The sequence below is a fragment of the Nonomuraea turcica genome (genome assembly GCF_030718205.1).
Lineage (GTDB): Bacteria > Actinomycetota > Actinomycetes > Streptosporangiales > Streptosporangiaceae > Nonomuraea.
Genome location: NZ_JAUZQF010000001.1, coordinates 576,557 through 599,520, shown reverse-complemented (window position 1 = coordinate 599,520; position 22,964 = coordinate 576,557). Strand labels below are relative to the sequence as shown.

General features: G+C 67.6%; 22 protein-coding genes and 1 pseudogene. 15 read left to right on the top strand and 8 right to left on the bottom strand.

The genetic code is table 11. From position 1 onward, the window contains the following. Positions 1-20 precede the first annotated feature (20 nt). Genes Q9G87_RS02955 through Q9G87_RS02940 form a run of 4 tightly spaced genes read right to left on the bottom strand, consistent with a single transcriptional unit; the run spans position 21 to position 1,627 of the window. Complete coding sequence (locus tag Q9G87_RS02955; RefSeq protein WP_305914582.1) at positions 21-716, bottom strand: hypothetical protein; 696 nt, start codon at positions 714-716, stop codon at positions 21-23. Positions 717-776: 60 nt separating this feature from the next. Beyond that, complete coding sequence (locus tag Q9G87_RS02950; protein WP_305914581.1) at positions 777-929, bottom strand: hypothetical protein; 153 nt, start codon at positions 927-929, stop codon at positions 777-779. Positions 930-935: 6 nt separating this feature from the next. Next, complete coding sequence (locus Q9G87_RS02945) at positions 936-1,256, bottom strand: DMT family transporter (RefSeq protein WP_305914580.1); 321 nt, start codon at positions 1,254-1,256, stop codon at positions 936-938. Between the two features lie 26 nt (positions 1,257-1,282). Beyond that, positions 1,283-1,627, bottom strand: coding sequence for a DMT family transporter (locus Q9G87_RS02940; RefSeq protein ID WP_305914579.1), 345 nt, complete (start codon positions 1,625-1,627; stop codon positions 1,283-1,285). Positions 1,628-1,732: 105 nt separating this feature from the next. Between Q9G87_RS02940 and Q9G87_RS02935 the strand changes: the two genes are divergently transcribed. Both Q9G87_RS02935 and Q9G87_RS02930 read left to right on the top strand, forming a co-directional pair. Further along, a complete protein-coding gene (locus tag Q9G87_RS02935; protein WP_305914578.1) occupies positions 1,733-2,194 on the top strand; it encodes a MarR family winged helix-turn-helix transcriptional regulator in 462 nt (153 codons plus the stop codon). A gap of 139 nt (positions 2,195-2,333) precedes the next feature. After that, positions 2,334-4,961 carry a DUF6493 family protein gene (locus tag Q9G87_RS02930; protein ID WP_305914577.1) on the top strand — a complete coding sequence of 876 codons (2,628 nt, stop codon included), beginning with the start codon at positions 2,334-2,336 and terminating at the stop codon, positions 4,959-4,961. Positions 4,962-5,058: 97 nt separating this feature from the next. Here the strand turns inward: Q9G87_RS02930 and Q9G87_RS02925 are convergent, their stop codons facing one another. Then, positions 5,059-6,834, bottom strand: a complete 1,776-nt coding sequence (locus tag Q9G87_RS02925; protein WP_305914576.1) for a hypothetical protein — start codon at positions 6,832-6,834, stop codon at positions 5,059-5,061. Between the two features lie 245 nt (positions 6,835-7,079). Between Q9G87_RS02925 and Q9G87_RS02920 the strand changes: the two genes are divergently transcribed. Beyond that, the gene (locus Q9G87_RS02920) at positions 7,080-7,787 is read left to right on the top strand and encodes a GNAT family N-acetyltransferase (protein WP_305914575.1); all 708 of its coding nucleotides are present in this window, start codon (positions 7,080-7,082) and stop codon (positions 7,785-7,787) included. Positions 7,788-7,806: 19 nt separating this feature from the next. On the opposite strand, the gene Q9G87_RS02915 is transcribed toward Q9G87_RS02920, so the two are convergent. Next, positions 7,807-8,391, bottom strand: coding sequence for a TetR/AcrR family transcriptional regulator (locus tag Q9G87_RS02915; protein ID WP_305914574.1), 585 nt, complete (start codon positions 8,389-8,391; stop codon positions 7,807-7,809). 180 nt (positions 8,392-8,571) lie between these two features. Between Q9G87_RS02915 and Q9G87_RS02910 the strand changes: the two genes are divergently transcribed. From Q9G87_RS02910 to Q9G87_RS02865, 10 genes are all read left to right on the top strand, one after another. Beyond that, complete coding sequence (locus Q9G87_RS02910; RefSeq protein WP_305914573.1) at positions 8,572-9,483, top strand: alpha/beta hydrolase; 912 nt, start codon at positions 8,572-8,574, stop codon at positions 9,481-9,483. Positions 9,484-9,542: 59 nt separating this feature from the next. After that, a complete protein-coding gene (locus tag Q9G87_RS02905) occupies positions 9,543-10,379 on the top strand; it encodes an alpha/beta fold hydrolase (RefSeq protein ID WP_305914572.1) in 837 nt (278 codons plus the stop codon). Between the two features lie 120 nt (positions 10,380-10,499). Further along, positions 10,500-11,501: an NADP-dependent oxidoreductase gene (locus Q9G87_RS02900; protein ID WP_305914571.1), complete on the top strand. Its 1,002-nt coding sequence runs from the start codon at positions 10,500-10,502 to the stop codon at positions 11,499-11,501. A 54-nt stretch (positions 11,502-11,555) separates the two neighbouring features. Further along, positions 11,556-12,410 carry an alpha/beta fold hydrolase gene (locus tag Q9G87_RS02895; RefSeq protein ID WP_305914570.1) on the top strand — a complete coding sequence of 285 codons (855 nt, stop codon included), beginning with the start codon at positions 11,556-11,558 and terminating at the stop codon, positions 12,408-12,410. Positions 12,411-12,476: 66 nt separating this feature from the next. After that, a complete protein-coding gene (locus tag Q9G87_RS02890; RefSeq protein ID WP_305914569.1) occupies positions 12,477-13,175 on the top strand; it encodes an SDR family oxidoreductase in 699 nt (232 codons plus the stop codon). Positions 13,176-14,019: 844 nt separating this feature from the next. Continuing rightward, the gene (locus tag Q9G87_RS02885) at positions 14,020-15,081 is read left to right on the top strand and encodes a LacI family DNA-binding transcriptional regulator (RefSeq protein WP_305914568.1); all 1,062 of its coding nucleotides are present in this window, start codon (positions 14,020-14,022) and stop codon (positions 15,079-15,081) included. 47 nt (positions 15,082-15,128) lie between these two features. Then, positions 15,129-16,439: an extracellular solute-binding protein gene (locus Q9G87_RS02880; protein WP_305914567.1), complete on the top strand. Its 1,311-nt coding sequence runs from the start codon at positions 15,129-15,131 to the stop codon at positions 16,437-16,439. 61 nt (positions 16,440-16,500) lie between these two features. Next, positions 16,501-17,643 (top strand): carbohydrate ABC transporter permease, encoded by a 1,143-nt coding sequence (locus tag Q9G87_RS02875; RefSeq protein WP_305914566.1) that lies wholly within the window; start codon positions 16,501-16,503, stop codon positions 17,641-17,643. Further along, complete coding sequence (locus tag Q9G87_RS02870) at positions 17,640-18,539, top strand: carbohydrate ABC transporter permease (protein WP_305914565.1); 900 nt, start codon at positions 17,640-17,642, stop codon at positions 18,537-18,539. Before Q9G87_RS02875 ends, Q9G87_RS02870 begins: the two co-directional genes overlap by 4 nt. Positions 18,540-18,542: 3 nt before the next feature. Beyond that, on the top strand, positions 18,543-19,505 hold the full coding sequence (locus Q9G87_RS02865; protein ID WP_305914564.1) for a glycoside hydrolase family protein: 963 nt from the start codon (positions 18,543-18,545) through the stop codon (positions 19,503-19,505). 274 nt (positions 19,506-19,779) lie between these two features. Here Q9G87_RS02865 and Q9G87_RS02860 read toward each other — a convergent pair whose 3' ends face one another. Next, a complete protein-coding gene (locus tag Q9G87_RS02860; RefSeq protein WP_305914563.1) occupies positions 19,780-20,049 on the bottom strand; it encodes a VOC family protein in 270 nt (89 codons plus the stop codon). 60 nt (positions 20,050-20,109) lie between these two features. On the opposite strand from Q9G87_RS02860, the pseudogene Q9G87_RS02855 reads away from it, so the two are divergent. Then, a pseudogene (locus tag Q9G87_RS02855) lies at positions 20,110-21,083 on the top strand (helix-turn-helix transcriptional regulator). A gap of 278 nt (positions 21,084-21,361) precedes the next feature. After that, positions 21,362-21,961: a GNAT family N-acetyltransferase gene (locus tag Q9G87_RS02850; protein ID WP_305914562.1), complete on the top strand. Its 600-nt coding sequence runs from the start codon at positions 21,362-21,364 to the stop codon at positions 21,959-21,961. 73 nt (positions 21,962-22,034) lie between these two features. On the opposite strand, the gene Q9G87_RS02845 is transcribed toward Q9G87_RS02850, so the two are convergent. Beyond that, a complete protein-coding gene (locus Q9G87_RS02845) occupies positions 22,035-22,913 on the bottom strand; it encodes a helix-turn-helix transcriptional regulator (RefSeq protein ID WP_305914561.1) in 879 nt (292 codons plus the stop codon). Positions 22,914-22,964: the final 51 nt, after the last annotated feature.

Below are 22,964 nucleotides of genomic sequence, written 5' to 3'. Positions count from 1 at the left end.
GCCGACCGTATCGTTCCATGTTACCCCGCCTGCCCCAGCACGATCATCAGCCCGAGCGCGGCCAGCGTGATGGGCACCCATCGCAGCACGGCCGCCCTGCTTGGCCGCGGGGAAGCGTTCAGTACGGCCAAGCCGTACGAAACCAACGCGATCGCGAGCCCGGCCAAGGCCACCAGGGACAGCGGTGTGGTGCCCTTCAGCACTCCGAGCGGCAGAGCCGCCGCCGACGCCAGGGCCAACGCACGGATCGGGCCGAGCACTCCGGCGCGCCAGGCACCGAACGCCAAGATCGGCCAACCTGCAAGGATGGCGACATTGAGGAACAACAGCGGCTGGAAGGCGCCGTACGTCTCGGACACCACCTTCGTGGCTGCGTCCGCGCCCACGGCGTCGGTCAGCCGGAACGCCATGTGGTCGGCGCCCGCATGTAAGACCCGGGCGAACAGCCCTGACATGGTGAAGAGCCCGCCCACCAGCCCCCATCCTGAGCCGATCGTGGCGGCGAGCAGGGCCACGGCCGGCCAGAGCAGGAACGTGCCGACCGCGATCAGGGTGTAGGAGGTGGTCAGCAGCGCGGGCTCACTCTCGTGCGCGGCGAGCTGAGCGGGAAAGAAGAAGTCGTACGGCACGCGCAACAGGGCCCCTGTCAGGAGGAACAGCGGTGCCAGCACCATGGTCACGCCACTGACCCAGCGGCCGGGAAAGGTGGATGTCATGTCCACGACTCTCTCGTGGGGGCTCGCCTGGGACATCGGACCGTGGCTGGCTCTTTTGTGTCAGACCTGGGTATGACGTGGCCCGACCTGGGCGTACCGGCCGCTTTCCAGCGCGGCGCGGTACGCGGCGCCGGGCAGCCCGAGCTCGGTGGCCAGGGCGACGGCTTGGGTCAGGAGCTCGGTGAGCCAGGCGGGTTGGGTGGCGTTCGGCATCGCGGATCAGATCCCCGCGGCGATCTTGAGGAGGACAACGCCGCCAATAATGGCGGCGAACGAGCCGAGCTTGGCGAAGGTGATTTTCTCCTTGTAGATGAGGGCGCCGAGAATGACCGTGCCGATGGAGCCGACGCCGGTCCAGATGGTGTAGCCGACGCCGACGTCCAGCGTCTTGAGCGCCAGGCTGAGGGTGAAGATGCCGCCGGCGGCCGACAGCAGCGTGAAGATCGACGGCCAGAGGCGGGTGAAGCCCTTGGTGGCGTTGGTGCCGAGGGCGAAGCCGATCTCGAAGACGATCGCGATGGAGAGGTAGATCCAGGCCATGATGACGTTTCCTCAGCTGGTGATGGTCAGGCGGCGGTCGGCTTGCCCGCGGAGAGGCGGTCGGAGAGCTTGAGGCCCAGCACGCCGCCGATGATCAGGACGAAGGCCAGCGCCTTCCCGATGGTGATCTCCTCGCCGAAGATCACGGCACCCAGCACGACCGTGCCGACCGAGCCGATGCCGGTCCAGACGGTGTAGCCGACGCCGACGTCCAGCGTCTTCAGCGCCAGGCTCAGGAAAAAGATCCCGCCGGCCGCCGCGGCGGCCGTGAGCAAGGACGGCCACAGCTGGGTGAAACCCTCGGTGGCGTTGGTGGCCAGGGCGAAGACGACTTCGAAGACGGCCGCTATGAGCAGGTACATCCAGGCCATCGAGACTCCTATTTGTATGTATGTGCAAATACATGGACCAACGGGAAGGATGTTGCATGTACATGTATGCTTCTGTCAAGCCAGTCTCAAGAACCACGAGGTCCCATGGCCCCCACAGCGCCCGTCCCGGTCCCCGCGCCGCCCCTTTCGGACATCGCCGCCACCTGGCAGCGCATTCTTCTGCTGCACGCCCACGTGGAGAGCAAACTCGCCACCGCGCTGCAGCGAAGGCACGGCATCGGCCTGTCAGAGTTCCGTGCGCTCGGCCACCTCGCCGCCTCCCCCACCAGCGAACTGCGCATGCAGGAGTTGGCCGACAAGGTCGGGCTCAACCAGAGTTCGGTGACCCGCCTGGTGGCGCGACTGAACGCGGCGGACTTCGCCTACCGGGATCTGTGCCCGGATGACAAGCGCGGCGTCTACACGGTCATCACCGAGACGGGCCGGGCTAGATACGCCGAGGCGAGCCGCACCTACGAGGAGACACTGAGTGCCGCTTTGGAGGAAGCGGGACAGGCGGACCCGCAACTCGCCGCCGCCCTGACCGTGCTGGGCGCCGCGCGCTGAGGGCCTATGCCCACCGCACCCGTAGGCCGGATGGCCCGCCACGCGCTGGAGCTTAACGCCGACGGTCAATGCCCCGATTGTCGGTGCGGATCAATAGGCTGCGGCCCATGATCGACACCATGTTATGCGAGGCACCCGCATGAACGCCGTCCAGGAGCTGCTCGACCGCATCGAAGCAGGCTCGGTGGCGAACCTCGTCACGTACCTGAACGGTCTCGGTGACGACGACAAGCGTGCGGTTGCCCGGCACCTGCCCGCTCATCTGGGCGAACGCCGGCGTTCCGGGTTCGAGGCCGAGCGACGGGTACGCGAGCTGGCCCCCCTCTACCGTCTGGCCGGAGCGGCCTGCCTGGGCGGGGCCGAGCAGGTGGCGAGCTGGCTCAACCGGCGTGAGCTGCGCTGGGTGGAGCCGGAGGCGGACGTCGCACGCGTCATGTCCGTGCTGAGCGACCGGCCGGAGGCGTGGCGGCGCGACCTGGCCGTACGCCTGGTGCAGCGGCTGCGGCCGACCACTGGTTCGACGTGGCGGCGCATACAGGCGCTGGGAAACTGGGATCTGGCGGCGGCGCTGGTGATCGAGACGGGCGTGGAGCCGCCGGAGAACGACGCGTTCGTGGCCGGGTGGGTGTTGCGCAAGGCCGAGCGGCAGCGGATGAACCGGAACCTGGTGCTCGCCGACGATCGGCTGCTCGATCACATGCTGCCACGCCTGTTCCAGGCTCAGGGCGTGGCGGACGGGCTGACCTGGGACCAGGAGTGGGGAGAGGGCCGCACCATCCTCGGGCAGCTGGTCGCGATGGCCGGAACGGGCCGCGTGCCGCGCCAGGTGCTGATCGACGGCTGCGCGAGCCGGTTCCTGGCCGGAGTCGACGCGACCGAGGCGGCTCCCTTCGTCGCGCTGTGGCGGCAGCTGGAGCCGGAGGTGGCCGAGGTCCCGGTGGCCGACTTCGTACGGATGTTGCCGTCGGCGTCCTCGCCCGTCGTGCAGCTCGCGCTGGAGGAACTGCAAAGGGCGGAGTCGGCGCTCGATGGGGAGCTGTTCGCCGAGGCGGTCCAGGCGCTGGCGTACCGGCCGGAGAAGAAGTACATGGCGACCGCGGTGAAGTGGACCGCCGCCGCGTCACTGTCCAGGGGCGCCCTTGCGGTGGCCGCGCTCGCGCCCGTCTTCGATGTGGACACGCCCAGCCTGCGCGAACGTGCGGTACGTGTCGCAATCAAGCTCGCCCCGCACACCGCCGAGCCCGATAGGGAGGCGATCCGCGAGGCGGCCGTCCGGCTGCCTGCCGACCTTCGCGAACGGGTCGCCACCGCCTTCGGCGCGGTGGAGGAGATCCAGCCGGAGCCCATGGCCGCCGCCACGCTGACCGTGACGTCGCTGCCCGCCCTGGCGTCGCCCATCGCCTCGGTCGAGGAACTGGCCGCCGAGTTGGCCGCACCGCTCTGGCCGGAGGTGCCCGCGCAGTTCGAGCGCATCCTCGCCGCTCTGGTCGGGCTGACCCACCAGGACCGCGACGCCGTCGTGGCGGGGTTGCAGTCCTGGTGGCGGACGAACTGGCGGCATCCGTTCGACGCGCACACGTACGCGCACGGCATTTCCGGCTTCGACGAGGACATCCGTTTCCTGTTGGCGCGTTGTGCGCTGGCCGTCGTCTCGCCCGCCGACAGCCGCGTGCTGACCGCGACGCTGAACGAGACCAACCGCTGGCCCAGCTCCGAACCCGCCCCACAGCGATTCGTCCAGCGGCGTTTCCGCGAGGTCATGTCCCTGTTCGAACGGGGCGAGTCAATCCCCGTGCTGCTGGCCACACCGACCTCGCCCACCGGGCACCTCGACGCCGCCACCCTGGTCGCGCGCATGGAAGAGCTGGGCGACACCGAGCCGCTGGAGTCCGACTTCCTGCAGGCGCTGCTGCGGTTGCCGCGCCACATCGATCCCGGGCTGGTGGTGCGGGCGGAGAAACTGCCGTCACAGGCGGGCCGGCGGCTGGCCGCCTGCCTGCGCGACGGCGGGTTGCCCGAGCCCGTCGTGACGTGGGAGCTTCTGGCGTTCGACCGCCCTGAGTACTACCAGCAGACGCTGCAGGAGGCCCATGCCAGCCTCACGCCGCCCGAAGGGGTCTCCGGGCAGCTCGCCGAACTCTGGACCTTGAACCCCAAGCCCAACTATCCCCCCTTCTCCCGACACATGGTGTGGTGGCCGCCCACCATGCCGTCCCACCGTGAGGCCGTCGCGGCCCACGTCCTCGCGTGTCTGCCTTGGGTCATGGACAGCACCGACGGCCAGGTGGAGGTGGTGGCCGCTCTGGCGCACACCGGCGGCCCCGCGGGCATCGCGACCGCCAGCACGATCGTCCTCGGCATGGGGCATCGGCTCCCCGCCCAGCGGGCGCTCGCCACCGACGCGATCATCACCCTGGCCGCGTACGGTGACCTGCCGGCGGCCGACCTCGGCCGGGCCGTGGGCCATATGGTCCGAGGCGATCAGGTCAAGCTCAATCGGGTCACCGGCGTACTCGACGAAGTCACGTCGGCCGGGGCGCACGCCGAGATATGGACCGCCCTGGTGGAGGCGATCCCGCTGCTGCTGCCCGGGCCCGGCGAGAAGGCCAGGGCCGGGATGGGTGAGCTGCTCAAGGTCGCCGTGCGGGCGGCGGACCTGGCCGGGGCACGAGGCGACATGCCGGGTCTGGCGGACCTGGCCGCGCGCAAGGGCTCAAGCCAACTACTCCACCAGGCACGACGCCTGTACGAAGCGATCATGGGATGATCATCTGCTCACAGGCCGGCGCCGGACGTGCACCGCGAGATTCTCAGCTCGGCGGCTGGCGCGTCCGCCGCCGCCGCCGTGTGCGCCCCGCCACCGCTCACGGCTTCAGCTTGAGCCTCTTCCTCGACGCACCCGGGAACACGACGACCAGGTGCTCCTCCCCTGCATCGCCGACCCGCACGTAAACACGGAGCCGGTAGCGGCCCTTACCCGCGATCGCCAGGTTCGGCATCGGGGCACCCGCGCCCACTTCTCCGCCCTCGCCCATGTACGGCACGGTGAGCCGGCCGCTGCGGCTGACGATCGACACTTCGTTGACCTGATCCCACCCGGCCGTCCGCTGTGGCGGCGCGGTGCGGAAGGCCTTCACCGTAAGGCACAGATCAGAGACGTCTTCGACGTGCCCGACGAGCACCGCGCTGCCGGCCACCCCGACGAGGGTGTTGTCGTCGTAGACCTTGTCCGTCGCCTGCTCCGCCGCCTCGTCGGCGGCTTCGTCGTCGGGATCGTGGACCAGATAGCCGTGATCGCCGTCGACGAACAGGAAGTATTTGGCCGTGGCCTGGACGACACCCTTCGTCCGGGGCCACGGGTCGCGGCACTTCGCGTTCTCCTCGGCGATGTAGGCGGCGTTCGCCGCCGCCGTCTCCGTGGTCGACCGCAGCAGCTCGGGATGGGTGGCACCGACGATCTCCGGGCAGACGTAGACGAGGTCCCACGGGTCCACGCCCCAGGCGGGCCGCGCGCTCCCGGCCCGCGTCAGAATCGCCTTCTGCTCGTCGCGGTCCTTTGCACGGCACAGCGCCCGCCCGTACGCGAGGATCCCCTGGTCCGACAGGCTGTCCGGGAACATGGGCGGGACTCCGCCGTCTGTGCTCCGCGCCCGGCACAGGAACGCGGCGTCGCGTTCCGCAGCTTTCAGGTCGCCGAAGCTGGGCCGGTCATAGCAGCCCATCGACCGGCCGGTGTAGGTGAGGTGCGCGGCCTGCTCCGGGTGGATCATTGCGATGATCGGCAGTACGGCCACGGCCGCCACCGCGACGCGGATCACGCGCTGCCGCGCCGGCGGAAGGTCCGCCGGGCGGTCCCCAGCGGGCAGTTCACGGGCGGTCGCCGCGATCCACACGGTGATGACGAGCCCCGCCGCGTCCATCATGACCACCATCGCCGGATTGCCGCTGAAGATCCTTCCGGAGAGAAGGTTGAGCGGGATCACCAGCGCGCAAACGCCCGCCGACAACCACCCGGCGACCTGCGTGCCACGGCTCCACCGGCCGTCGCGCCGCTGCCCGACGACCGTGATGATGGTCGCCGCCACTCCGCTCAGCATCAAGCCCAGTTCGAGAATGCTGCCCGGTCCAAGCTCTGGGAGGTCGAGTTCGTCGAGCACTGCGTTGGCCATCCCGGCCAGCCCGACCGCGAACATCGCTCCGGCCGCCGCGCGCAGCATGCGGGACCGCCAGCGGATAACGAGCAGGTAGAGGACGTCGATCGCGGTCCGCAGCGCGATCTGGAACGCCGCGTCGACCGCGTCGGGGAGCAGCGCGATCGGGTACCACAGCACGAGGGCGTACGCCACCGCCAGATACAGCAGTCGGCGCAGCGCCTTCGCCCGGCGGTCCAGCGGTCCCGGCGCGGGGGCACGCAGGATCACCCACAGGAGCGCGGCCTTCACCAGGGCGGCCACGAGCAGCGCCACAACCGTCGGGGTGTCAAACCCGCCGCGCGCGTAGAACTCCGCATAGGTCGGCGGCGTCCATTCGACGGCCACCCAGAGCCAGATGTCGCCGAGCACCAGGCCCGCGACCGCCGCCGCAAGAACCAGGCCGACTAATCCAATCCTGATAATCCGCCATAAACTATCCGGAAGCATGGGACGCGATCTTAGCGCGGCACCTGGCTTACGTGTCCCGCCGAGAATGTTCGGTCATGGCGCAGGCGATCGCTCGAGCATAGAGATCAGCGCTATCGGGAGAAGGGAAGCGCCTTCGGCTTGCTCTCCGGTGAGGGTGAGGAACCCTCCGATGATGAGGCCTGTGGTGCCGACTGCAAGGAAGATGTTCCGGCCCCCGAGCTGCTGGCGGCGAGGGCCGAACCGCAGGCCGCATCCATGCCCGCGTGATCGTCACCGTGCACGACAATCGAAGGCTGCAGGTAGACCTGCGGGGGTTGTGGTTACGCTTGCGACCCGTATCTAGTAGTGCTGCTGCCGTCAACGTTGCCGTCAGTCCTGAGCTCTACGCTTTGCTTATGAACGACCCAAGCCCGACAGGCGTAGAGCTGAGGACCGCCCGGCTGTTCCTGCGGCCCCCGACCGAAACCGATATTGATGCGATCTTCGCAATTCATAAGGACCCCCAAACCAGCCTGCACAATCCATCCGACGCGCTCGCCCGGCTCGACGAGGCAGAACAGCTCTATCAACGCTGGAACAACCAATGGCAGAGCTGTGGATACGGGTACTGGGTCGTCCAACGCCACGGTAGTACCCAGCAACTCGGGTTCTGCGGAATTAAGCCTATGGAACTACACGATATGAAGGTGCTCAACCTCTTCTACCGCTTCGCCGTCTCAGCATGGGGCCGCGGCTACGCCAGTGAGGCCGCGACCGTGGTCACCACCTGGGCATCCAAAACCGTCCCCGACCTCCCGCTAATCGCCCGCGTCAGACCGGCCAACGTCGCCTCCCAACGCGTGGCGGTCCATGCTGGCCTGTCCCGGGCCGAGCACCTCGACGAAAGCGGAGAGGACGGCCTCGATTGGATCTACGCGGCGAACCTGCCGGGCCCAACAGACCAGCCACGAAACCCGGTGGGCCGGGGCTGAGGAACGAAGCGGCGGCGCGTCAGCTCTGTTGTGTGGCGTCCAGCAGCGTGAGGGCGTTCTGGATGCCCTGCTCGAGGACGGCGTCGGCGAGCTGCCGGTCGGCCAGGGCGCGGGAGAGTTGCAGTGTCCCGACCATTCCTGCGTAGATGGTGAGCGTCTTGACGCGTGCCGACTGCGGATCGTGCGGCGCCAGACGCGCGGTGAAGTCGTCGATGATGTCCAGCACACCGTCGGTGTAGGCCTGCCTGGTCACGTCCGTGCAGCGGCCGATCTCGTCGAGCAGGGCGGCCGACGGACAGCCTTCGCCGGGGTTGTCGCGGTGCTCGGGCGACAGGTATGCACGCACGAGCTGCTCGACTCCGGCGCGGCCGGGCGCCACCGCGCTGAGGTTTTCGCGCTGTTCGCGGAGCTGGTCGGCGACGGTGGTGGCGACCAGTTCCTCCTTGGAGGCGAAGTGGGCGTAGAAGGCGCCATTGGTCAGTCCCGCGTCCGCCATGAGCGTGGCGACTCCGGAGCCGTCGATGCCGTCCTTCTTGAGCCGGCGGCCGGCGGTCTCGATGATCCGCTGCCTCGTCGCCTGCTTGTGCTCCTTGCTGTACCGCACCACGCGCTCCTCCTCCCCGGGGGGACCCAACGCGCCCTCCCCACACCCCGTCTTCGTACGATCATAATCTAAATTCGGCGGAACCCTTGCGCTCGGAGGGCGTCTCATCCTATGGTCGTATGGTCATAATCTAAAGGCGATGCACGAGCAGCGTGCGCAGCACCGAGCAGGAGCGTCACCATGGGAGTAAGCCCCCAGGCACAGCAGTTCGCACAGTTCCTTGAGAGCGTGAGCGCGAAGTCCTCGACGCCGGGCCTCGACCTGGCCATCGTCCGCGACATCGTCGAGACGAACCATCGGGCGTCGACCGAGCCGGAAGGCGTGACCTACGCCGAAGTGGACGCGAACGGCGTCCCCGCCCTCTGGTGCATCCCCGAGGACGCCGATCCCGACCGAGCGCTGCTCCACTTCCACTTCGGCGGGTCGGTCACCGCCTCGATGCACTCCGACCGCAAGGCCGCCGGCCACATCGCGAAAGCGGCCGGCGCCCGCTCCCTCGTCGTGGACTTCCGCCTGGCGCCCGAACACCCCTACCCGGCGCAGCTCGACGACGCCGAGACGGCCTACCGGTGGCTGCTCTCACAAGGCTACGAACCGCGGAACATCGGCAGCACGGGCCACTCGATCGGCGGCACCCTCGCGGTCATGCTGCCACTGCGTCTGCTCGCCAACGGCGAGGCGACCCCAGGCGCGATCGTCAGCGTCTCGCCGTGGGCCGACCTCACCATCCGGAACGCGTCGGTGGACGAGAACGAGAAAACGGACAAGATGCTCAGCAGGCGCACGCTCGAACTCTTCCGAGGAGCCTGGCTGCAGGACCCCACCCTGGACTTCGCCGACCCGCAGATCAGCCTCATCAACGCCGACCTGACCGGCCTGCCGCCCACGACCGTCCACTACGGCGAGTACGAGACCCTCGCCGACGACGGCGCCCAGCTTGGCCGCCGGCTCGCGGACTTCAAGGTCACCTCCGAGGTCCACCCGCTGCCCGAAGGACAGCATTCGTTCGTCCTGGGCGCGGGGCGCGTACCCGAGGTGGATCAGGCGATCCAGCAGATGGGTGCATGGCTCCGCCGCCACCTCGGCACCTGAGCGGAAGAACGACTCGTCGCCCGTCGGCGCGGCTCGTTATTGCAGAGCGAGGAGAAACCATGAGCATCACGTACAAGGACGCGCCCACCAAGACGGTCGATGTCGGCGGAACGAGTTTCGCGTACCGGCGACTCGGAACGGGCAACGGCGTGCCAGTGATATTCCTCAACCACTTGACCGGGGTTCTGGACAACTGGGATCCCAGGATCGTCGACGGCATCGCCGCCGGACATCGAGTGGTCACCTTCGACAACCGAGGCGTCGGCGCGTCACAAGGCAAGACACCGAACTCAGTGGCCGCGATGGCGCGTGACGCCATCGCCTTCATCCGGGCGATGGGCTTCGAGCAGGTCGATCTCCTGGGCTTCTCCCTCGGCGGCATGGTCGCTCAGGTGATCGTGGAAGAAGAGCCGAAGCTCGTTCGCAAGCTCATCCTCGCCGGCACAGGCCCGGCCGGAGGCCAAGGCATCGACAAGGTCACCTCTCTCACCATCCGCGACACGATAAAGGGTGCGCTGACCTTCAAAGATCCGAAGCAGTATCTCTTCTTCACTCGAACAGCAAACGGCCGGGCGGCGGCCCGGCAGTTCTTGCAGCGGCTGAAGGAGCGTACGGACAACCGGGATAAGTCGATTTCGCTAACGGCTTTCCGTTCCCAGCTCAAGGCCATCCATGCCTGGGGATTGCAAGATCCCTATGACTTGTCGGACATTCAGCATCCTGTCCTGGTGGTCAACGGCGACAACGACAGGATGGTGCCCAGCAGCAATTCCGTCGACATGGCTCGACGGCTGCCGGACGCCGAACTCACACTGTATCGTGACGCCGGACACGGCGGCATATTCCAGTATCACGAAGAGTTCGTCAAAAAGGCTCTGGAATTCCTCGCGCCATAATTTCTTGTCGGCCAGGACTGGCATGCGCCCCGGTTGTCCGACGCCGAGTTCCACGTCTCGGCACTTGCCTCGAAAACTTCCTTTCATTCTCATTTAGCAAGAATCGGGAACAGAAATATCATGAAAGCATTCATCCTCGACCGCTATGGAAACAACGATAGCGTGCGTGCGGGCGTAATGCCGGACCCGGAGGTACGGGAGTACGACGTCCTGGTCCAGATCCACGCCGCAGGTGTTAACCTTCTCGATTCCAAAATCAGGGACGGAGAGTTCAAACTCATTCTGCCCTATCGCCTGCCGGTCATTCTGGGCAATGATGTGGCCGGCGTCGTGGTCCGGGTCGGGTCTCGAGTGCGGCGATTCAAACCCGGCGACGAGGTCTACGCACGACCGAACCAAGATCGAATCGGTGCCTTCGCGGAACTCATCTCGATAAAAGAAGACGATCTGGCGCTGAAGCCAACACACCTTACCATGGAAGAAGCGGCCTCCATCCCACTGGTCGGCTTGACTGCTTGGCAAGCGTTGATCGAAACAGCGAAGCTGAGGAAAGGACAGAAAGTTCTCATCCAAGCGGGTTCCGGCGGCGTAGGAACATTTGCCATCCAGTTGGCCAAGCATGTCGGCGCGACCGTGGCCACAACAACCAGCACAGCGAACATCGATCTGGTGAAGCGCCTCGGCGCAGATGTCGTGATCGACTATAGGAAAGACGACTTCGAAAAACTTCTGCATGGCTACGATGTGGTCCTGCATAGCCTGGACGACGAGACGCTCAAAAAATCCCTACGCGTGCTGAAGCCCGGCGGAAAGCTCATCTCGATCTCGGGCCCACCTGATCCCGATTTCGCGAAAGAGATCGGATCGCCATGGATTTTGCGGCCGGTAATGCGCGTTTTGAGCTATCGGGCCAGGCGGGCCGCAAAACGTCGTCACGTCAGCTATTCGTTTCTGTTCATGAGAGCAAGCGGAGATCAGCTGCGCGAGATCAGCTCTCTCATCGATTCGGGGATCATACGCCCGGTCGTGGACCGGGTCTTTCCATTCGAATCAACCAACGAAGCCATGGCCTACCTCGAAACGGGACGTGCTAAAGGCAAGGTCGTCGTCAAGGTGAGATGAACATCCGGCCACGGGCCGCCCCGCAAACACACCGACAAGCAGGAGAAGCACATCATGAGCACCTATATGGCAGACGCAGCCGAGAACCGTTATGTAGAAGGTCCCTCCGCCCGGTTCACCTACCGGCGGATGGGACCGCGGCGCGGTGTCCCGCTGGTCCTGCTGCACCGCTTCCGCGGCACCATCGACTGGTGGGACCCGGAGTTCCTGGACTACCTGGCCGCCGAGCACGACGTCATCGTGTTCGACAACGTCGGGATCGGCTACACCACCGGCGAGCCGCGCGACTCCCTGGAGGGATTCGCCGAGGGCGTCATCGAGTTCATCGAGGCACTCGGTCTTGCGCAGGCCGACCTGCTCGGCTGGTCACTGGGTGGCATCGTGGCCCAGCACGTGGCCCTGCGACGCCCCGAGTTGGTGCGCAAGCTCATCGTGGCGGGCAGCAGCCCGGCCGCCTGGGTGCCCGGGGCGCCGCCCATGAGCGAGAAGGTCTTGGGCATCATGTCCAAGCCCGATGGCGGCGACCTGGACGACACGACGTACCTGTTCTATCCCGAAACCGACGCGGGCCGCGCCGCCGCACGCGAGCATTTCGCCCACGTCTCGACCCGGCTTGCCACTGGCGGCCCCGACATCTCCGAGGCAGCGGCCAAGGGCCTGCTCACCGCGGTGGCCAAGCTCCTGGAGCGCCCCTTCGACCAGGCGCGAGCAGAACTGGAAGCCATCAAGCACCCCGTCCTTTACGCCAATGGCGTGCACGACGTGATGCTCCCCGCACACGCTTCCTACGTCGCGGTCCAGCACCTCGACTCGGCCACCCTCATCCTCTACAGCGACGCCGGCCACGCCTTCCTGTTCCAGCACGCCAAAACGTTCGCCACCGAGGTGACCAACTTCCTCGCCGCCTGACCCGGAACCCCGGCCGGCCCACCAGACGCGATCAACACGCCTCTCCCATTTCACCAGGAGCCTTCCATGGATCTGTCCACCAGCACCGTTCTTGTCACCGGAGCCAACCGGGGGTTCGGCCGCGCGCTCGCTGCCGAACTGCTCGGCCGCGGCGCCTCCGTCTACGCCGGTGCCCGCAACCCCGACCAGGTCGACCTGCCGGGCGTCAAGCCGATCGCGCTCGACGTCACCGACCCCGCCTCCGTGGCGGCCGCCGCCCAAGCCACAGGCGACGTGACGGTCCTGATCAACAACGCCGGCTCAGCCACCGGCAGCGACCTGCTCGCCGGCGACCTGGACGACATCCGCCTGGAGATGGACACCCACTATTTCGGCACCCTCTCGGTAACCCGCGGCTTCGTACCCCAGATCGCCGCCAACGGCGGCGGCGCGATCCTGAACATCCTGTCCGGCCTGTCCTGGGTCAGCTTCCCGGAGATCGGCGCCTACTGCGCCGCCAAGTCCGCGCAGTGGTCACTCACCAACGCCCTGCGCGTGCAGCTCGCCGACCAGGGCATCCGAGTGGCCGGACTGCACGTCGGCTACATGGACACCGACATGGCGCGTACGGTCACCTCGGCCAAGTCCGACCCCGCCGACATCGCCCGGATCGCCGTCGACGGCATCGCCGCCGGCGCCTACGAAATCCTCGCGGACGACGTCAGCCGCCAGGCACAGGCCGCGCTGGCCGCAGGCGTCACGGCGCTCTACCCGCAGCTGCCCTGAGGATCAGGCCACATCGAGCACCTGCGTCCACGAACTCCTCGCCACCCTCCCCCGGGTGGTAGCCGACCACGCTGGTCCTCAACCAGGGCCAGCACCGACATCGCCACCGGCGCCAAGGACATCGAAGAAGGCCGAGCCGACCTCATCACCGTCGGCGCGATGGCGCCGCCCAACCTGACCTGGTCGAGCGCGTGCGCTTCCGGCATCAGCAGCACGACGGCGCGTATTGGCCGTGATCAAGCTCCAGACGGCTGCAGCAGCGGCCATCGCCGGGCATGAAGGGAAACCGGCATCGTGGACGCCCTCCCCCGCAGGACTCCCATCCGCGGGCAGGCCGCGAGCAACAACGGAACTGGTCTTGCCCCAAGGTCGGGTAGTCAAGGCCTCTGAGCCGCTGGCACGAGCGCTGGCGAGATTGGCCCGGCGGTGTAGATGCCTGGCCCGATCTTGCGGATGAGCTGGCGTCGGTCCAGCGCGACAGCTGCCGGTACATGGTGTTCAGGGTGACATCGCCGAGGTGGCGGGCGATGTCGCGGGCCGGCCAGGGACGGTTGGGATCTTGGTGAAGGAGGGCCAGGGCCTGTTGTTGTCTGTGGCGTTCGGCCAGGGCGATGGGCCGCTCGTCTCGGGACGTGGTGGGCAGTGCGGGTGAGGGCGGCGGGGTGGGAGCAGTCCGGCCAAGTCACAGTTCGGCTGGTCTGCGCGAGAGCGTCAACCAAGGAGCACCTGTTCAGGCGGTGGAGGATGCGGGTCCCGTCACGTACCGGTAACAACTGTTGACGTGACCGATACGTGGACGTACGGTTCCGTCAATCGATTAACGTCAATCGATTAACGAGGAGCCATGGCAGCCACCCTGAAGGACGTCGCTCTCCGGGCCGAAGTGTCGGTCGCGGCCGCGTCGCTCGTCCTGTCCGGCAAGGCCGAAGGCCGGGTCGCCGAGGCGACCGCCGAGCGGGTCCGGACGGCAGCGGCGGAGCTGGGCTACCGCGGCAACCGCGCCGCCCGCAGTCTGCGCCGGCAGTCGGCTCCCCTGCTGGGCCTGCTGAGCCTGGGCGTGGCCACCCTCCCCTACGCCGGGGCGATGCTCGAAGCCGCGCAGTCAGCGGCGCGCGAGCATGACTACGACCTGCTGTTCATCGAGGTCGGCACCCCGGACGACGTCGGCACCCCGGACGCCATTGCCGAGAACCTGCTCCTGCTGGAGGAGCACCAGGTGGCGGGCATCCTGATCGCCTCCTACTTCCACCGGGAGCTGGTCCTACCCGCGCAGCTGCCCGCGCCCACCGTTCTCGTCGACGCGCTGTGTCCGGACCGCGACATCGATTGGGTGGTGCCCGACGAGTACGACGGCGAGACCGAGTTACTGGAGGAGCTCGCCCGCGCCGGCCACCACCACGTCGGCTGGATCTGTGATTCCCCGAGGTATCCCGCGACCAGGCTGCGAACCAAGGCGTTCGAGGACGTCGCGGCGCGTTACGGATGGGACGACGACCCGCGGCGCGTCGTCCTGACCGAGCACGCCGACGCCGCGGACGGCTACGCGGCCATGCTGCGGCTGCTTGAGCAATTCCCCAAGGTGACGGCGGTCGCCGCCTTCACCGATCGCATGGCCATGGGCGTCTACATGGCCTGTTTCGAGCGGGGCATCCGCGTGCCCCAGGACATGTCGATCGTCGGATTCGACGACCAGGTCCTGGTGTCGGAAGCGCTCCGTCCCGGACTGACCACCGTGGCACTGCCCCATCGCCAGATGGGCAAGTGGGCGGTGGGCCGGCTCATCGAGCGCATCGAGTCGGCGGAGGACCTGGGGATCAGCCAGGTCCGAATCAATGGCGGCCTGGTCGTCCGAGACTCAGTCGCCGCTCCGCGCACTGGTCGGGTCAGGGCCAGTACGCGGAGGTGAGCAATACCCACGCAACGGCGCAGCCGTTGCCTCGCTTGGAGGGCATCATGTCAATACTAGCCCGGAGCCTCCCCATGGCCGCCCTGGGCGTCGCCGGTGCGCTGGCGCTCGCCGCCTGCGGTGGCGGCGGGACGAGCGCGGGGCCGGCCGGTTCCGCCCCGGCCGCCTCCGGCGGCAAAACCAAGGTCACCATGTGGACGCACAACGCCGGCAACGAGGTCGAGCTCAAGCTGGTCCAGCAGGTCACCAACGACTACAACGCCTCGCAGGACAAGTACGAGATCACCATCCAGGCGTTCCCGCAGGAGTCCTACAACGACGCCATCGTGTCGGCCGCGGCGTCCAAGAGCCTGCCGTGCCTCCTGGACGTCGACGCTCCGATCATGCCTAGCTGGGCGTACGCCAACTACCTCCAGCCGCTGGCCCTCGACGCCAAGCTCACGGACCCGCTGCTGCCGGGAGTCAAGGGCGTCTACAACGACAAGCTGTACTCGGTCGGCTTCTACGACGCCGCCCTCGGCATCGTGACACGCAAGTCGATCCTCGAGGACAACGACATCCGGATCCCGACCATCGACCAGCCGTGGACCCTGGAGGAGTTCGACGCCGCCCTCACCAAGCTCAAGGCGTCGGGCAAGTATGACTACCCCCTGGACGCCGGCACTGGTTGGACCGGTGAGTGGTACCCCTACGCCTACTCCCCGCTCCTGCAGTCCTTCGGCGGCGACCTCATCAACCGCACCGACTTCTCCACCGCCGAGGGTGTGCTCAACGGTCCCCAGGCGGTCAAGTGGGGCGAGTGGTTCCAGGGCCTGTTCAAGAACAAGCTGGCCAACCCCAAGGAGTCCGAAGACCGAACGGACTTCCTCCAGGGCAAAGTCGCGATGCAATGGAACGGCTCCTGGGCCATCGGCGACGCGGTGAAGAAGTTCGGCGACGACATCCTGGTCCTGCCGCCGCCGAATCTGGGCAAGCAGCCCTACATCGGCGCGGGCTCCTGGCAGTGGGGGATGTCCGCGACCTGCCAGACCCCTGAGGCGGTCAACGGCTGGATCAACTTCGGGCTGCAGGACAAGTACCTGTCGGCCTTCAGCGAGCAGCTCGGCAACCTGCCCGCCTCCGCCAGTGCGCAGGCGCTGGGCAAGAAGTTCAAGGAAGGCACCAGGGAGAGCACCTACATCGAGCTCGCTCGCAAGTACGCGCTCATCCGCCCGCCGACACCCGCCTACCCGTTCATCGCCAAGACCTTCGAGAAGGCGGCGCAGGACATCATCGCCGGCGCCAACGTGCAGGACGCGTTGAACACCGCCGTCGACGCCATCGACAAGAACCTGGCCGAGAACGACAACTACCAGTGATCGGCCCCGGTCCGGGGTGTGTCGCTCCCACCCCGGACCCGCCCCCACCTGTGAGGCCCACGTGTCCCTGACGCATGCCCGCGGCAGACCCAAGCGATCCGTCACCTACATGCAGGACCGGCCCAGCCGATGGCCCAGGCGACCCGCCGACCGCCACAAGGCCGAGGCCAGGACGGGACGGCTCTTCACCGCCCCGGCGACGTTCCTGCTGCTGATCTTCCTCATCATCCCGATAGCCCTGGCCCTCAGCCTCGGCTTCACCGACGCCAAGCTCTCCTCGCCGCAACCCACCCGCTGGGTCGGCCTGTCCAACTTCGAAGACCTCCTGAGTCTCAAGCAGCTCACCCTCGACCAGGCCCGCGTTCGCGAGCTCGCCGGACCTGAGGGCACCGTCCGCGCCGCCCTGCGCAGCCTGACCAAGAACGGCAGCGGAACCCCGTACGAAGGCATGTCGGTGCTGTCGGACTCCGTCGCCGCCGACGGCAAGAGCGGCAGCTTCTGGCTCGCCGGCGACCCGCTGTTCTGGAAGTCGCTGCGCAACACCGCCGTGTTCGCCCTCGTCGTGGTCCCCGTCCAAGGAGGGCTGGGCCTGCTCCTGGCGCTGCTGGTCAACAGCAAATTCCCGGGACGGGTGTTCTTCCGTACGGTGTTCTTCCTGCCCGTGGTGATGTCGATGGTCGTGGTGTCGATCCTGTGGGCCTTCCTCTATGAGAAGGACGGACTGCTCAACAACGCGATCAAGGCGGTCTACCCGTCCTGGGACCCGATCGCCTTCCTCGCCGAACCGTCCACCGCACTCCCCGCCATCATCGCCATGTCGATCTGGCAGGCCGTCGGCTTCCATATGATCATCTGGTTGGCGGGGCTGCAGACCATCCCGGCCGAGCTGTACGAGGCCGCCAAGATGGACGGCGCGGGCCCCTGGCGTACCTTCACCGCCGTCACCTGGCCGGGGTTGCGGCACACCTTCGTGTTCGTCCTGGTCACCATCACCATCGCCGCGCTTGGACTGTTCACGCAGATCAACGTCATGACCAAGGGCGGGCCGCTGGACTCCACCTCCACGCTCGTCTACCAGGCCTTCGCCGAGGGCTACGGCAAGCAGCGCATCGGCTACGCCTCGGCCATCTCCTTCGTGTTCTTCGTGCTCGTGCTGTGCGTCGCGCTCATCCAGCGCCGGCTGACCAGGGAGAAGGACGTATGACCAGCATCAAGGCCCGCCGTACCGTCGCACGCACCGCCTTTTACGCGGCCGGGGCGCTGCTCTCGCTCGCCTTCCTGCTGCCCATGATCTTCATGATCGTATCGAGCTTCAAAGGCAAGCTGCAGATCTTCGAAGACCTCGAATCCGTCCGGGCGTTCCTGCCGGTGGGCGACGTCGGACTCGCGAACTACCAAGGACTGTTCGGCCGGGTCCCGCTCGCCCGCTTCTACGCCAACTCCCTGCTCGTGTCGTTCCTCGTCGTCGGGCTCGGCCTGGTGGTCAACAGCCTGGCTGCCTTCGGCATCGCCCGGATGCGCTGGCGCGGGCAGGGGATCGTCATGGGGGTGCTCATCGCGACCCTCATTGTGCCGTTCGAGACGCTCGCGCTCCCGCTGCTGTACTGGGTGAACAATCTGCCCTATCTCTCCTTCGCCACCGGGTCGCCGGAGCTGACCACCGGCTGGATCAACACCTACGCCGTGCAGATCGTCCCGTTCATCGCCAACGCGTTCTCGATCTTCCTGTTCGTGCAGTTCTTCAAGTCCATCCCGCGCCAGCTCGACGAGGCCGCCTTCATCGACGGCGCCGGTTTCCTGACCGTCTACCGGCGCATCGTCGTCCCGCTGAGCGGACCGGCCTTCGCCACCAGCGCCATCCTCACCTTCCTGCCCATCTGGAACTCCTACCTATGGCCGACAATGGTCGTCCAGGAGGAGGGCCTGCGGCCGCTCCCCGTCGGCCTGGACTACTTCTTCCAGTCCGGCACCGCCGAGGGCGTGCCATGGGGCCAGATCATGGGCTACACCACCCTGGCCACCCTGCCGATCATGGTGCTTTTCGTCATCTTCCAACGCAGTTTCGTGGCCAGCGTGGCCAACAGCGGAATCAAGGGGTAGTCAATGTTGCGACTGGCGGACAGCTGGATCTGGGACTCGTGGTACGCCTACGACGGTGGGCTCCACCACGTGTTCTACCTCCGCGCCTCGCGCGGCCTCGGGGATCCCGAGCGCCGTCACCGCCACCCGAGCGTCGGCCACGCCGTGTCCGCCGACCTGCGGGACTGGACGGTCCTCCCCGACGCCCTGACGGTCTCAGACTCCCCGGCCTTCGACGATTGGACCACCTGGACCGGCAGCGTCGTACGCGACGACGCCGGGCGGTGGTGGATGTTCTACACCGGCACCACCCGGCGGGACGGCGGCGACATCCAGCGCGTCGGCGTCGCCACCTCCACGGACCTCCTCGTCTGGCACAAACACCCTCCATGCACCGTCCTGGAAGCCGACCCCCGCTGGTACGAGAAGCACGGCCAGTCCGCCTGGCGCGAAGAAGCCTGGCGGGACCCATTCGTCTTCCGCGGCGAGGACGGCCAATGGCACATGTACGTCACCGCCCGCGCCAGCCACGGCGATTGGCGAAGCCGTGGTGTCGTCGGGCACTGCACCTCCACCGATCTGGAGCAGTGGCACGTCCAGCCGCCGCTGACCGAGCCCGGCGCCGGGTTCGGCCACTTGGAGGTCGTCCAAGCCGAAGTCGTCGACGGCACTCCCACGCTGATTTTCTCGTGTGCACACGCCCAACTCGACGACGACGCTCTCCGTCGTTACGGCACCGGGGGCATCTTCAGCGTGACCGGGCCCAGCCTCCACGGCCCTTTCGACATCTCCACCGCCCGGCTGTTCCCCGACACCTCGCTCTACGCCGGTCGCCTGGTCCGGCACGACGGCCGGTGGCACCTGATGGCCTTCCGCGACCTCGTCGACGGCCACTTCGTCGGCGAGCTCGCCGACCCGGTCCCCGTCACCAGTACGCCGGATGAGGGCCTGACGCCCGCCGTCGACCGCAGCGCGGCCCACCAGTAGGCCTTTCACCAGGCACGGCGAAAGAGGATGGGTGGCGCCGCTCTCGCAGGTCGTCGGTGCCGACATCGAACCCCCCGGGCCCGGTGGCAGCGGTCGGCACACCGAGGAAGGAGCCCCTCGCCGTACCCGGACGGGTCGCAGGCGTTGGCGCCCACGTCCGGATCCTGCGGACGTTGGGCGTGACGGGCGGGAGACCCAGATCGATGCCGAGCCCGGTATTGCCGTTGATGAGGTTGCGCAGGATCGGGTTGCTCATCGCCACACTGCGAAAAAGCTACTGGACCGGCTTGTAGGCGGGCCCGCCCTCGATGAGCAGCCGCTCAGCCTCGGCATAGATCTCCTCCGGGGACTGATCCAGGTTGAGCGTCTTGCGGAACGGTTGGCGAACGTCCCGCTCGATGCGCAGATAGACCTCATTGCGATTGCCTTCAGGATCGAAGAAGTAGATGCCGAAGGCGTTGCCGTGGGTGACCTCCCGCTGAACCTCCACTCCTTCCTCGCGGAAGCGGTGGTGGAAGGCGATGATGTCGTCCAGGCTCTCCACCTGCCAGGAGATCTAGTGCTGCTGCTTGGCGCCGCGCTCCGCTGTCCGGCCAGCCTGCAAATGCTGAGTGAAGCCGCTCGCCTGCTCCGCCTGCTGACCATGCTCCAGGCCCGCCCCGAGTGGTCGGGCGCCGAGCTCGCCGACCGGCTCGGGGTGAGCACGCGGACGATCCGCCGTGACATCGAGAAGCTACGACAGCTCGAATACCCGGTGCACGCGGGCAGCGGCCTGGGAGCGGGCTATCGGCTCAAGGCGGGTACGGCATTGCCACCGATGCAGCTCGACGACGACGAGGCGGTCGCCGTCGCGGTGGCACTGCGGACCGCGGTCGGCGGCGGGGTGAGCGGGATCGACGAGGCGGCGCTGCGTGCGCTAGTGAAGCTTGAGCAGGTGATGCTATCGAGGCTCCGGCACCGCGTCGGCGCCCTGCAGATCGCCACCGTCCCGGCCGCCGGCGCTCCGAGCGTCGACGCCGACGTACTGACCATCGTCGCCACTGCCTGCCGCGACCATCGACAGCTGCATTTCAACTACCGCGGACACGACGGCGGCGAATCCTCTCGCCGCACCGAGCCCCACCGCCTGGTGTCCTGGGGGCGGCGCTGGTATCTGGTCGCCTGGTATCTCGACAGGGCCGACTGGCGCAGCTTCCGAGTCGACCGGATATCCCCCGGACTCCCGTCGGCCCGCGGTTCACCCCGCGCGAACTGCCCGGCGGTGACGCCGCGCAGTTCGTCGCACAGGGAGTGTCCGACGTCTGGCCGGTGCAGGCCACGATCCGCCTCCACACCTCGGCGGAGTCGGCACGACAGCGGATGTGGCCCTTGAACGGGCGGCTGGAAGCCGTGGACGAGCACAGCTGTCTCCTGTACGTCGGCGCGGAGACCCCGCGGATGCTCGTCTCCCTGCTGACCATGCTCGACGTGGACTTCACCATCGAGTCGCCCGCCGGATTCGCCGAACCTCTCCACACCATCGCGGCACGATACGAACGCGCGGCGATCACCTCTGCGCCAGCAGAGCGATCGGTGTGAGGGAGCCGGCCCTCGGGTTCGAGGTAGGGCGCAACTAGCCGCACCCTCTCTCCTCCCCGATGGTCCCTTAATCCATTGGGAACGCGCTGGGAACGATCAACCGTAGACGGCCGGACACAAAGCGAGAGGCCCGTCACCGCGTTTCCGCTGGTGACGGACCTCTTGCCGCTGGTGTGGCAGGCGGGGCTGTGGCCGGCGACTCATGGCCCTGTTCGCCTGTATCGACCTGGTGCGTAATTGCCTCGCGCACGAGCCGCCCCGCGATCTACCCTCGCGGCATGACGTCACACGATGCGCCTGAAGGATCCCGGATCGCTCCCGATGGCGCAGGGCTGGTGATTCGGCAAGAGACCGCTGACGATCATCGAGATGTGCGCGAGGTTCATACGCGCGCCTTCGGTGACAGCGAGCGGGTTCCCGGGCTCGTGGAGGCACTTCGCGTTGCGGAGGCTGCGTTGGCGCCGATGTCCTTCGTCGCTACCGTTGATGACCGCGTTGTGGGGCATGTCCTGCTGAGCGCGACGCGGGTGGACGCCCCGCGCCGGATCGTGGACGTCCTGTCCCTGTCACCGCTGGGCGTGGTCCCGGAGTTTCAGCGTCAGGGGATCGGTACTCAGCTCATCACGTACGCCCTCGAGGCGGCCGACAGCCAGGGTGTGCCGTTGGTATTCCTGGAGGGTTCGCCACGTTACTACGGCACGCGCGGCTTCGAGAGTGCCAGCGCGGTGGGCTTCCGTTCGCCGTCGCTGCGTATCCCTGAAGCCGCGTTCCAGGTCGCCCGATTGTCCGCTTACGAGCCGTGGATGACGGGCACCTTCGTCTACTCAGAGGCCTTTTGGGCCTTTGACTGCGTCGGCCTGCGCGACCCCGAGGACTGAGGGAAAAGCCTTGCTCGACCGCGCACTTCGGATCCTTGCGCCAGTTCGCTCTGGCCTACTCCGACCATCCCCATCACACACCGTCCAGACGCGGGCCCTGCACGCCTACCTGCGATAGGGACTGAGTGCCCAGGACGACAGCGAGGGCCAGGCGGTCGGCGTCCTCGGTGCCGGGCGCGGCGGTGTAGACGGTGATGCGCAGGTCGTCCAGGGCGACGAACAACGCGTCGCAGTCGAGGGTGATCGGGCCGACCTCCGGGTGCTTGATGGTCTTGCGTCTGGACGGGTCGCTCAGTGGCGGTGGGGTCTCAGCGTCCCAGAGTTCGGCAAAGCGCGGGCTGCCGGAGGCCAGGTCGGCGATCAAGCGTCGCAAGGCGCGGTCGGCTGGGTAGCGCGAGGCCGTCAGGCGCAGGTCGGCCACGAGCCGGGCCTCGTGCTCGGCCTGCTCCTGCCGGGTGTGCACGACCCGCGAGGGCAGGCGGGCGACGTTGCGCCAGACGGCGTTGCGTTCCAGGCCGCGCCACGTGGTCGTCTCGCCCATGAGCGCGTCGTAGGGCGCGTTGGCCAGCACGAGCGTCCAGCTGGCGTCGTACACGACCACCGGGGTGTGCGACAGCCGGTCGAGCAGCCGTTGCACGCTCGGGGGGATCCGCGACGGCACGACGTCCGGGCCGGGCGCGGCGTGCCCGGCCAGCCGGTAGAGCAGGTCGCGTTCGGTGTCGGACAGGCGCAGCGCCCGAGCCAGCGACTCCACCACCTGCGCCGACGGCGCGGTCGCGCGCCCCTGCTCGAGACGGGTCAGGTAGTCGGCCGAGATTCCGGCGAGCGCGGCCAGCTCCTCACGGCGCAGCCCGCTGGCCCGGCGTCGGCGGCCCACCGGCACGCCAACGGCCTCGGGTGCCACCCGGTCGCGCCAGCGGCGTACCGTCCGGCCGAACTCCCACGCTTCCATGCGTTCCAGTCTGCGCGAGCCCGCACCGGGTTGTCCTGGCCCTGGCAGTCC

What these genes read in the sequence shown, in the direction of transcription:
- Q9G87_RS02845 (WP_305914561.1), bottom strand. Translation starts at nt 22,913, where the DNA reads ATGGAAGCGTGGGAGTTCGGCCGGACGGTACGCCGCTGGCGCGACCGG.
- Q9G87_RS02940 (WP_305914579.1), bottom strand. Translation starts at nt 1,627, where the DNA reads ATGGCCTGGATGTACCTGCTCATAGCGGCCGTCTTCGAAGTCGTCTTC.
- Q9G87_RS02870 (WP_305914565.1), top strand. Translation starts at nt 17,640, where the DNA reads ATGACCAGCATCAAGGCCCGCCGTACCGTCGCACGCACCGCCTTTTAC.
- Q9G87_RS02865 (WP_305914564.1), top strand. Translation starts at nt 18,543, where the DNA reads ATGTTGCGACTGGCGGACAGCTGGATCTGGGACTCGTGGTACGCCTAC.
- Q9G87_RS02935 (WP_305914578.1), top strand. Translation starts at nt 1,733, where the DNA reads ATGGCCCCCACAGCGCCCGTCCCGGTCCCCGCGCCGCCCCTTTCGGAC.
- Q9G87_RS02950 (WP_305914581.1), bottom strand. Translation starts at nt 929, where the DNA reads ATGCCGAACGCCACCCAACCCGCCTGGCTCACCGAGCTCCTGACCCAA.
- Q9G87_RS02910 (WP_305914573.1), top strand. Translation starts at nt 8,572, where the DNA reads ATGGGAGTAAGCCCCCAGGCACAGCAGTTCGCACAGTTCCTTGAGAGC.
- Q9G87_RS02890 (WP_305914569.1), top strand. Translation starts at nt 12,477, where the DNA reads ATGGATCTGTCCACCAGCACCGTTCTTGTCACCGGAGCCAACCGGGGG.
- Q9G87_RS02900 (WP_305914571.1), top strand. Translation starts at nt 10,500, where the DNA reads ATGAAAGCATTCATCCTCGACCGCTATGGAAACAACGATAGCGTGCGT.
- Q9G87_RS02945 (WP_305914580.1), bottom strand. Translation starts at nt 1,256, where the DNA reads ATGGCCTGGATCTACCTCTCCATCGCGATCGTCTTCGAGATCGGCTTC.
- Q9G87_RS02850 (WP_305914562.1), top strand. Translation starts at nt 21,362, where the DNA reads ATGACGTCACACGATGCGCCTGAAGGATCCCGGATCGCTCCCGATGGC.
- Q9G87_RS02885 (WP_305914568.1), top strand. Translation starts at nt 14,020, where the DNA reads ATGGCAGCCACCCTGAAGGACGTCGCTCTCCGGGCCGAAGTGTCGGTC.
- Q9G87_RS02955 (WP_305914582.1), bottom strand. Translation starts at nt 716, where the DNA reads ATGACATCCACCTTTCCCGGCCGCTGGGTCAGTGGCGTGACCATGGTG.
- Q9G87_RS02895 (WP_305914570.1), top strand. Translation starts at nt 11,556, where the DNA reads ATGAGCACCTATATGGCAGACGCAGCCGAGAACCGTTATGTAGAAGGT.
- Q9G87_RS02905 (WP_305914572.1), top strand. Translation starts at nt 9,543, where the DNA reads ATGAGCATCACGTACAAGGACGCGCCCACCAAGACGGTCGATGTCGGC.
- Q9G87_RS02930 (WP_305914577.1), top strand. Translation starts at nt 2,334, where the DNA reads ATGAACGCCGTCCAGGAGCTGCTCGACCGCATCGAAGCAGGCTCGGTG.
- Q9G87_RS02880 (WP_305914567.1), top strand. Translation starts at nt 15,129, where the DNA reads ATGTCAATACTAGCCCGGAGCCTCCCCATGGCCGCCCTGGGCGTCGCC.
- Q9G87_RS02925 (WP_305914576.1), bottom strand. Translation starts at nt 6,834, where the DNA reads ATGCTTCCGGATAGTTTATGGCGGATTATCAGGATTGGATTAGTCGGC.